Raw genomic sequence first — 9,361 nt, 5'->3', positions numbered from 1 at the left:
GGCCACAGCAGTCTCGCTCCAACATGCAGACCGAGTACTCGGTCTGTCACACTCATCTCTCCGCCCACGCCGCTGCGTGGGTGCTGAAGGAGGACCCATGACCACGACAGGCGAAGCAGTACCCGTCGCCGCCGTCATCTCCCCACCGACCGAGAAAGCCACGCCGAAACTCGTCGGGTCCATGGCGCTGGCCCAGTTCGGTCTGTCCATCGCACTGCTCACCCCAGTGACCGCGAGCCTGACGATCAAGGTGCAATCGCTCGTCGGCACGGACAACGTGATCGCCGTGTTCGGTGCGGTCAGCAGCATCGGCGCCGTCGCCGCGTTTCTGGCGAATCCCATCTTCGGCCGGATCAGCGACCGGACGACCGGGCGGTTCGGCCGCCGCCGGCCCTGGCTTCTCATAGGGATCGTCGGCCTCGCCGTGAGCGAACTCATCCTTGCTCTCGTGCCCAGCATCATCGGAATCGCGATTGCCTGGTTCGCGGCGCAGGCGTTCGCCAACGCGGCGCAGGCCGCGCTGATGGCATCCATCGCCGACCAGATACCACCGCAACAGCGCGGCAGGGTGAGCGGTCTCATCGGTGTCATGCAGCAGAGCAGCAAGCTCGGTGCCGCCTACGCGGCCCAGTTCCTGGTGGCGAACATGCTGCTGATGTTCCTGATACCGGCCGTGATCGGCGTCGTGTTCCTCCTGCCGTTCCTCCTCCTGCTGCCCGACAAGCCGCTTCTCGAGCGCCCACCGAGCGAAGGTTTCCGTGCGGTACTGAAGACGTTCTGGCTCTCGCCGCGTCGCTACCCCGACTTCGCCTACGCCTGGTCGTCACGCTTCATGATCACGATGGCGTTGTACCTGTTCATGACGTACCGCCTGCTGTATATGCAGCACGAGCTGGGGCTGTCGATCGCCCGAGCGACCGCGGTGATGGCCACCGGTGTGCTGCTCTACACCATCACGCTCGCGGCGGCGGGGCAGGTCGCCGGCTGGCTCTCGGACAGGGTGGGCAGACGCAAGCCGTTCGTCATCACCGCGTGCCTGATCTTCGGCATCGGGTTGGTGATGCTCACCCAAGCCCACACCGCCGCTGGTTTCTACGTTGCCGAAGTGGTGCTCGGGCTCGGTTTCGGCATCTACATGGGTGTCGACCTCGCGCTGGTCATCGACGTCCTGCCCGGACTCGACTACTCGGCGAAGAACCTGGGTGTGCTCAACATGGCCAACGTCCTGCCGCAGACCCTCGCTCCCGGAATCGGCGCCTTGCTGATCGGGATCGGCGGGCACAACTACGACCTGTTGTTGAGCACTGCCGCCGCCGCCTGCGCGGTGGGTGCGCTCCTCATTCTCCCGATCAGAAAGGTGCGCTAGGCGATGGTGAACACTCGGAATCCGCTTGCCGACGACGCTTCCACGAACACCCGCCACGATCTGGAGACGCGAATCGACAAGGCGATCGCGACTCTGGATCTCGGGTCCAAGGTCCGGTTGCTGACGGGCGCAACGAACTTCACCCTGTACCCGGACCCGACGGTAGAACTCGCCGAGGTCGTACTCTCCGACGGGCCGACCGGCGTACGCGGCGAGCGCTTCACCGGCGGGCGCATCGCCTGCCTGCTACCCAACGCCACCTTGCTTGCCCAGCAATGGGACACAGCGGTCGCGGAGGACGTCGGGGCGCTGCTCGCCGAGGAGGCGGGCGCGCAGCACGTCCATGTCGTGCTCGGCCCGACGGTCAATCTGCATCGCACCCCCCTGGCCGGACGACTGTTCGAGTCGTTCAGCGAGGACCCGTTGCTGACCGGGGCGCTCGCCTCGGCATACATCAAAGGACTGCAGGACAACGGCATCGGGGCAACTCTGAAACATTTCGTTGCCAACGAGTCGGAGACCGACCGCAAGACCGTGAACTCCGTCGTGGACGAGCGGACCTTGCGCGAGGTGTATCTCCTGCCGTTCGAGATGGCGGTCGCCGACGCGAACCCCTGGGCGATCATGGCCGCCTACAACGACATCAACGGCGTTCCCGCCACCGCGAACACCGCGCTCATCGAGGGAGTTCTGAAGGGCGAGTGGGGATACGACGGGCTGGTCATGTCCGACTGGTACGCCACCGGCTCGACCGCCGACAGCGCCAACGCCGGACTGGACCTCTCGATGCCAGGCCCTTCGGGTCCGTGGGGTGACGCCCTCGTCGCCGCAGTCCGAGCCGGTGAAGTGGCGGAGACGACGGTCGACGAGCACGTGCGCCGGCTACTGAGATTGGCAGGGCGGGTCGGCGCGCTCGGCTCGGAGCGGGAGTGGCTGTCCACTGTGCCCGCACCTGACAGTCCAAGCCGGCGCGAGGCTCTCCGGAATCTGGCCGCCCGTGGTATGACCGTGCTCGTCAACCGACAGTCGACCCTCCCGCTGACGACCGAGGGCACCGTCGCACTCATCGGACGGCACGCGACGGAAACCGTTGTGCAGGGCGCCGGTTCGTCGCAGGTGCGGCCACCCCATGCGATCAGCATCGCGGACGGCATCGTGGAGGCTCTCGGCGCGGCCCTGGTATCCGTCGTCGACGGAGTCGAGATCAGCACGGATCCGCTGGCCGCCGCCCAGCACTCCCTGCGCGACCCGGAGACGGGCGAGTTCGGTATGCGCGTCACCACTCGCGACGCCCGGGGCGAGGTGATCGAGTCGCGGTACGTCGACTGGAGCGAGGTCTCCCTGCGGGAGAGCCCGTGGTTGAAGTCGGCCGCCACAATCGAACTCACCGCCGAGGTCGTCGTGGAGCAGGCGACGCGTATGCAAGTCGGCGTGCGCGGCCGTGGGGACTGGACATTCGCGGCGCCGGGCCACTTCGAACGGGTTCACCTGGACCGCGTCGACGACGCAGGTGAAGTGTTGCGACTGCCGTACCGCACCGTGGTCCTCGATCTGGAACCTGGCGCGACGATCACCGCGGTCGCGACGGCCGCACCGGGCGGACCGGTCCTCGGACTGGCTGCTCGCGTGGCGACGAAACCTCCCGCGGTTGGGATCAGCGCCGCCACGCGGGCAGCGCGCAACGCCGATGTCGCGGTGGTGGTTGTCGGACTCACCCCGGAGCAGGAGACCGAGGAGGTCGACAAGATCACCCTCGCCCTTCCCGGAGAGCAGGACGCCCTGGTCGCCGCGGTCGCGGCCGTGGCGCAACACACCGTTGTCGTGGTCAACGCGGCGACACCGGTGCTGATGCCGTGGCTGGATCGGGTGGACGCAGTGCTGTGGGCCGGGCTGCCCGGCCAGGAGGCGGGGGCTGCGGTGGCAGCGGTCCTGACCGGCGAGGTGGAACCCGCCGGTCGACTCGTCACCACCTTCCCGGCACGGGACGGGGACGGCCCGGCCTGGTCGCCGGTACCGGTGCACGGCGAACTGCCGTACAGCGAGGGCAGCGCCGTGGGGTACCGCGGCTGGCAGGCCGAGCCGTTGTTCTGGTTCGGACACGGACTGGGCTACACGGAATGGGCTTACGGCGAAGCGAATTTGACCGTCGACGATGCGATTCGCGCGGTGACGGTGGAGGTGACCAATGCCGGCTCCCGAGCCGGACATGAGGTCGTCCAGGCGTACTGGCGACCGGACGGTGATCCCGTGCGGCTCATCGGATGGGCCGGCGTCGACGTCGAGCCAGGACAGGCCGTCTCGGTCGAAGTACCCATCGATGGGCGGGTACTGCGTCGGTGGCACCGAGGTGGGTGGCAGCCGTTACCGCTCACCGGCGAAGTGCTGATCGCTCGTGGCCTCGGCGACATCCGGGTCACTCTGCCCGTAGCCGGACAACGATAGGGAGCGTGCATGTCCTTTCCACCCAGTTATCACACAGCGCGCGCGAAGTCGCAGCGTGAGTTGTCCGGCGAGGTGTCGCGGGCCAAGGCAGTGCGCACGGCACTGGAACTCTTTGCCACCTCGGGCTTCAAGGGCACGTCGATCGCGAAGGTGGCGGCGGAGAGCGGGCTGTCTCAATCCGGTCTGCTGCATCACTTTCCGAGCAAGGTGGCGCTGCTCTCGGCCGTCCTCGAGGAGCGCGACGCCGAGGACGGCGTGTTCCTCACCAACGAGGACGGCGAGGCGCCGCTGGGCTGGGACGCGTTCGACGCGCTCGAGGCGTTGGTGGCGCGCAACTCGACGCGACCGCAGCTGGTCGGCCTCTTCGTCCGACTGTCCGCGGAGGCGGTAGAGGTGGGGCATCCCGCTCACACGTGGATCAAGGATCACTACGCCGGAATGGAGGCGTGGCTGACGGATGCCGTCCGTGTCGGCCAGGCCCGCGGTGACATTCGAGCCGACGCCCCAGGCCTCGTCCTGGCTCACCGCACGATCGCACTGGTGGACGGGCTGCAACAGCAGTGGCTGCTGCATCCAGGCCGGGTGTCCATGGTCGAGGAGTTCGGTGCGTACATGGCCGAACTCCACGCCCGCTGGGGTACCGCGCCCGAGCGAGAAGGGTAGCTGTGGCAACGACCGAGCCGGAAGGCGAATCATTACTGCGGAAGGTGCGGAGAATTCTGGACGCCTTCGACACCGGCGCGCCGGTGCTCGGACTGTCGGAACTGGCGCGACGGACCCAGCTCGCCAAGACGACAGTCCATCGGGTAGCCACGGAAATGGTCGAGGTCGGTCTGCTGAACCGGCACGGCCGCCGTTACGAGCTGGGATCGTTGCTCTTCGAGCTCGGCCAGCGCGTACCGCGGACCAGAGACCTGCGACTGATCGCGGCGCGCTACCTCGAGGACCTGGCGCTCACCACCCGGGAGACGGTGGTGCTCGCCTTTCCCGGCGATCAGGCGGTCCTCTTCGCCGAGAAGTACTTCAGCCAGCGTGGAGGCGGTGTCACCTTCACCCAGGTCGAGGGCCGGGTTCCATTCCACTGCGGGGCATCCGGTAAGGCGCTGCTCGCCTTCGGTGATGCGGCGATCCGCGAGCGTGTCATGGCGTCGACACTGCCGCGCCGTACCCGGTGGACCATCGCGGATCCGGCTCGGCTGACCGCCGAGCTGGACCAGGCGCGGCGGCAAGGCTTTGCCGTGGATCGGCAGGAACTCGTCGTCGGCTACGGGGCCGTCGCGGCACCGGTCCTCTCGCACGGTGTCGCCGTGGCGACGTTGACCGTGGTCGGTCCGATCGACCGCATACAAGTCTCGCGTCTCGCTCCCGTGGTCACAGCGGCAGCTGCCGCTCTCACCCGGGATTTCGAACATGTAAACAACTGACCGTCGCTGACTTTTCGGTCCGAGCACCGGACCGATCGCATTCTCTCGAGTGAATCCGTCGTGAACACTCCGTGCAGCTGAACCACAGCTACCGATCTCGACAACGGCCCATGGAGGACCCCTATGACAGGAACGCAGCGTACGCCGCGTCAGGTACGCACGGCGGCGATCGCGAGCCTGGTCGGCAGCGCATTGGAGTGGTACGACTTCTTCCTCTACGGCACCGCTGCGGCGCTCGTCTTCAACACACTGTTCTTCCCCACTTTCGATCCCTTGGTCGGCACGATCGCCGCCTTCGGAACGAACGCGGCAGGGTTTCTCGCCAGACCGTTGGGTGGCGTGATCTTCGGTCATTTCGGCGACCGGGTCGGCCGAAAATCGATGCTGGTGGTCACTCTGATGATCATGGGAGTGGCGACATTCCTGATCGGCGTCCTGCCGACCTACCATTCCATCGGAGTGTGGGCGGCGGTACTGCTGATAGTGCTGCGCATCGTGCAGGGCATCGCCGTGGGCGGAGAGTGGGGCGGCGGCGTACTCATCGTCAGCGAGCAGGCTCCGAGCCACCGCCGCGGTTTCTACTCGGCGTGGAGCCAGACGGGCGTCGGGCTGGGGTTCGTGCTCTCCGCGTCGGTGTACGCATTGGTCCAGACGACGACCACCACGGAAGCCTTCCTCGCTTGGGGATGGCGGATCCCCTTCCTGGCCGGCATCGTGCTCACCGCCGTGGGTCTGCTGATCCGGCTCCGGGTCATGGAGACACCGGTGGCCCGGCAGAGCGCTGCGGCCACCAAGCCCGCGAGGCCGCCGATTCTCGAGGTGCTCCGCAGCCACCGGAAGTCGGTTCTGATCACGTTCGGTGCGCGCATCGCAGAGAACGGCGCGATGTATGTATTCCTCACATTCAGTCTTGCCTACGCGGCCAAGATCGGTCTGGACAGCGGGCTCGTCCTGGCCGCAGTCGTAGTGGGGATGTTGATCGAGTCGTTCGCGATGCCTGCGTGGGGAGCGCTGTCCGACCGTGTCGGACGCCGTCCGGTGTATCTGGGTGGCGCGATCGCGATGATCGCCTGGGCCTACCCGTTCTTCGCGCTGTTCGATTCGGGCAATCCGGTACTGGTATTCCTGGCTGTGCTCGTGGCGGTCGTGATCTGCCACGGGGCGATGATCGGCACCCAACCGGCCTTCTTCACCGAGCTGTTCGACAGCCGCGTGCGCTACAGCGGAGTCGCCCTGGGACACGAGCTCGCGTCGGTTGTCGCCGGCGGGTTCTCCCCGATCATCGCAACCGCCCTGTTCGCGTGGGCAGGAGCATCGTGGCCGATCGCCCTGTTCCTGATCGGCATGGGTGTCATCACCGTCGTGTCCGTCGCGGCCGCGCCCGAGACCAACGCGAAAGACATCGACGAGCACGACCGTGCAGACACAGCAGAGGCCGACACCGAGGTCCGGACAGGCTGATCTGCCCTCGGACCATTCTCACCAGGAATCACCACACCACTCGCCGGCACCGGCACACCATCCTCGAAAGGAGGCCGAAGAAGCATGCCCATCACCAGTGCCGTCTCACCGTCACCAGAGCGCCTGGCACACGAAGTGCTGACCCGCTACCTGGAACTCTGCGACGTCCCCCGACCACCGGCCGTGACCGGTCGGCTCGACGACCTGTTCACGCCGGACGCCGTGTGGGAGGGCGTCGGTCCTCTCTACACCGAGAAGTTCGGACGGACGACGGGCGCCGAGGCGATCGCGACGATGCTCTCTGCCCACTTACCCCCGCACGGGAACTTCCTGTCCAACGTCCACCTGCTTCACCAGGGCACAACGACCCTCGACGGCGACGAGGTCGACGGCAGGTGGCTGATGCAGCAGTTGTCCCGGTTCCATTCCGGTGCAACCGAACTCGTCGTGGCCAGGCTCAGCGTGACCTTCCGGATCGACGGCAGCAGAGCCCGGATCTCCCGGTTCCGCACCGAACGTGTCTTCGACACCGACCTGGTACCGGCGACGGCCGCCCACGTTCAGGAGGCGACCACGCGATGACCGCGCAGGACGGCCGAACGATGCTCCTCACCTGCTACCGGGACATCCGCTACTACGGCTGGTACCACGTGGACCTGTTTCTGCACGACCGCGAAGGCCGAGAACTGAACTGGGTCCATTGGGGAACTCCCGAGGAAGGCCCCGACGGCGCGGACGCCGCGTGCGCGTCCGTCGAACCCACGTTGCGCCGAATCACCGAGTGGCAGCACGGCATCCGGGCCGACGGCAGTGACTACTGGAGCGCCCGAGCCGAATGGGACGAACGCCCCGAACCTGACAACTCAGAGGAAGTTACGACATGAACACACCAACCTCGATTGACCCCAGTGGCACCGACATCGCCGGGCTCGTGCACAGCGACCGCGTGGATGTCTCCCTCTACACCGACCCCGAACTGTTCGAACTCGAGATGGATCGCATCTTCAACCGAACCTGGGTGTGGGTGGCCCACGAGAGCGAGATCCCCGATGCCGGTGACTTCAAGACCGCGATGGTCGGCAGGCAGCCGGTAATCGTCACGCGCGACCGCCGCGGCGGAATCAACGTGCTGCTGAACCGTTGCCGACACCGCGGCGCGAGTCTGTGCGAGGTCCCTCGGGGCAACGCCAACGGATTCACGTGCCCGTACCACGCGTGGTCGTACGCACTGGACGGGAAGCTGCGCGGCATACCGTACCCGGACGGCTACGAGGAAGTTCTGGAGAAGAAGGACTTTCCACTGCACCGACTACAGGTGGACAGCTATGCGGGCATGATTTTCGCGAGCTTCAACCACGACGTGGAACCCCTGGCAGAGTTTCTGGGACCGGCCAAGCAGTGGATCGACCTGTTCATGAAGCAGGGGGCCGGGTATCCGATCAAGGTGCAGGGCGAGCACAAGTTCCGGTTCAACGGCAACTGGAAGATCCAGCTCGAGAACACCACCGACGGGTATCACTTCCCGATCGTGCACCGGTCCTGGATGTCCTCGGTGGACGAGGAAACCGCCGACATGCTGTCTTTCATGACCGACGACAAGGCGCTCACACATTCGCTCGGCAACGGACACAGCGTCATGATCATGGTGCCCGAGCATGTCGACCTCGACGAGGACGACGGCACCGAACAACTGCAGGAACGCTTCGGCCACATCGTCGAGGAACTGTCGAAGGAGTTCGAACCGGCGAAGGTGCGGCGAATCGTGCGCTCGATGCACGGCGCCGGGTTCAATCTGAACCTGTTTCCGAACGTGGCGATGTCGATGTCGTTCTTCCGTGTGCTGCAACCGGTCTCGGTGACCGAGACCGAAATTCGACACCTGGCGCTCGGTTTGGACGGTGCACCGGAGGTCGTCAACCGTGAGCGGCTGCGAATCCACGAGCACTTCCAGGGCCCGTTCGGGTTCGGCACCACTGACGACTCCGAGGCCTGGGACCGAGTCCAGCGCGGCGCCGCCGCCGGACCGGGACTGCCGATCATGGTGAACCGCGGGCTGGGGCGGGAGCAGGACGAATTGAAGGGTCGCGTCTCACACGCCACCGACGAGACCGGCATGCGCGAGGCGTACACGATGTGGAAGGCGATGATGACCGATGTCCGTTGAAACCTATGAGGCCGTGCAACTCTCCGATCCGCGGATCGCTCCGGCGATCGAACTGATCTGGCGCGAAGCGCACCTGCTGGACCGCAAGGAGTACCGGGAGTGGGACCGCTTGTGGGCGCCCGGCAGCCGGTATGTGATCCCCATCGATCCGGACACCGAGGACTTCGCGGCCGCGCTGAACATGGTCTACGACGACGACCGCATGCGGAGGATGCGGATCGAGCGGCTGACGTCCGGTTATTCGATCTCGGCGACCGCCGCCGCGCGAACGGTGCGGACACTCTCCCGGTTCGTGGTCCAGCACCGCGACGACGAGACCGTCGAATTGAGTTCGGCACAGGTACTGGTGGGCTACCGGCGGGAGGAGACATTCGTGCTCGGCGCGGACGTGACCCACCGCATCCGGGTCGACGGGGCCGAGCCACTCATCGAGGAGAAGGTCGTCCGGCTGATCAACTCTACGGGCGCCGTGAACGCGTCCGGATTCCTGCTGTAGGAGACCGA

Annotated in this window: 9 protein-coding genes; all 9 read left to right on the top strand. The window is 66.2% G+C overall.

From position 1 onward, the window contains the following. Positions 1 to 97: 97 nt before the first annotated feature. The 9 genes from CJ177_RS11635 to CJ177_RS11595 all read left to right on the top strand — a co-directional run bounded on the left by CJ177_RS11635 (position 98) and on the right by CJ177_RS11595 (position 9,353). Entirely contained in the window at positions 98 to 1,366 is a 1,269-nt protein-coding gene (locus tag CJ177_RS11635; protein WP_257014484.1) for an MFS transporter, read from the top strand. 3 nt (positions 1,367 to 1,369) lie between these two features. Then, positions 1,370 to 3,808, top strand: a complete 2,439-nt coding sequence (locus CJ177_RS11630) for a glycoside hydrolase family 3 C-terminal domain-containing protein (RefSeq protein ID WP_095867791.1) — start codon at positions 1,370 to 1,372, stop codon at positions 3,806 to 3,808. A 9-nt stretch (positions 3,809 to 3,817) separates the two neighbouring features. Continuing rightward, positions 3,818 to 4,471: a TetR/AcrR family transcriptional regulator gene (locus CJ177_RS11625; RefSeq protein WP_061042110.1), complete on the top strand. Its 654-nt coding sequence runs from the start codon at positions 3,818 to 3,820 to the stop codon at positions 4,469 to 4,471. Positions 4,472 to 4,473: 2 nt separating this feature from the next. Continuing rightward, complete coding sequence (locus CJ177_RS11620) at positions 4,474 to 5,232, top strand: IclR family transcriptional regulator (protein ID WP_179443209.1); 759 nt, start codon at positions 4,474 to 4,476, stop codon at positions 5,230 to 5,232. Between the two features lie 123 nt (positions 5,233 to 5,355). Then, the gene (locus CJ177_RS11615; RefSeq protein WP_061042111.1) at positions 5,356 to 6,693 is read left to right on the top strand and encodes an MFS transporter; all 1,338 of its coding nucleotides are present in this window, start codon (positions 5,356 to 5,358) and stop codon (positions 6,691 to 6,693) included. A gap of 84 nt (positions 6,694 to 6,777) precedes the next feature. After that, entirely contained in the window at positions 6,778 to 7,275 is a 498-nt protein-coding gene (locus CJ177_RS11610; protein WP_095867789.1) for a nuclear transport factor 2 family protein, read from the top strand. After that, positions 7,272 to 7,577: a hypothetical protein gene (locus CJ177_RS11605; protein ID WP_025433407.1), complete on the top strand. Its 306-nt coding sequence runs from the start codon at positions 7,272 to 7,274 to the stop codon at positions 7,575 to 7,577. Before CJ177_RS11610 ends, CJ177_RS11605 begins: the two co-directional genes overlap by 4 nt. After that, positions 7,574 to 8,857, top strand: coding sequence for an aromatic ring-hydroxylating dioxygenase subunit alpha (locus CJ177_RS11600; protein ID WP_095867788.1), 1,284 nt, complete (start codon positions 7,574 to 7,576; stop codon positions 8,855 to 8,857). The genes CJ177_RS11605 and CJ177_RS11600 overlap by 4 nt, the downstream gene beginning before the upstream one ends. Beyond that, complete coding sequence (locus tag CJ177_RS11595; RefSeq protein WP_005250461.1) at positions 8,847 to 9,353, top strand: aromatic-ring-hydroxylating dioxygenase subunit beta; 507 nt, start codon at positions 8,847 to 8,849, stop codon at positions 9,351 to 9,353. The genes CJ177_RS11600 and CJ177_RS11595 overlap by 11 nt, the downstream gene beginning before the upstream one ends. Positions 9,354 to 9,361 lie beyond the last annotated feature (8 nt).

This window comes from Rhodococcus sp. ACPA1 (genome assembly GCF_002300195.1).
Lineage (GTDB): Bacteria > Actinomycetota > Actinomycetes > Mycobacteriales > Mycobacteriaceae > Rhodococcus_F > Rhodococcus_F opacus.
This window is presented reverse-complemented; position numbering and strand designations above follow the sequence as displayed.